At 56.2% G+C, this 537-nt stretch carries 1 protein-coding gene; it reads right to left on the reverse strand.

Annotated elements, in window-relative coordinates; genetic code table 11:
* Positions 1-349 precede the first annotated feature (349 nt).
* A partial coding sequence (locus AAFX04_14715) for a hypothetical protein (protein ID MEO1046685.1) occupies positions 350-537 on the reverse strand: 188 nt, incomplete at its 5' end.

A 537-nucleotide genomic window follows, 5' to 3' on the forward strand; every position in this document is an offset into this window, starting at 1 on the left:
TTCACAAGTCATTGGGGCCACCAGCAAGAAAAGGAAACAGCCGGACACAGCCAGCTACCCTCGGCCAGTCAGCACCTTCTTCCCAACAGAAATATCAGACATCATGAGGTCTTCATACCACTTGCAGCAGCAGCAGCACCAGCAGCAGAGCTCCATTCGCAACCCCTGCACCACTTGCTGTTTCTGCACTCCTCCCACCTTCGGCATCCAGAGTTCCCTGTGGCGAAGCAACCTCCACTGCATCCTGGTCGAAGGATTTAAATTTCCGGACGACATCCAAGAGAACATCATGAGAGCCATGAGGCAGACGATGGAGGAAGCCAGGAAAGACTTCATCCGCAGACAGGCCCTAGAACTCCAGCAGCAGCAGCACCAGCAGCACCAGCAGCAGCAGCAGCAGCCAACTGAGCCAAGTCAGCCAAGTCAGCCAAGTCAGCCAAGTCAGCCAAGTCAGCCGTACAGCCAGCAGTCCCAGCCACAGCAGTACATGAGCCAGCGTCCCTACCTTCCTCCAACCTTCGCCCAGCCAGCATACGT

This window comes from Pseudomonadota bacterium, from assembly GCA_039818985.1.
Taxonomy (GTDB): Bacteria; Pseudomonadota; Alphaproteobacteria; order Sphingomonadales; family Sphingomonadaceae; genus Alterisphingorhabdus.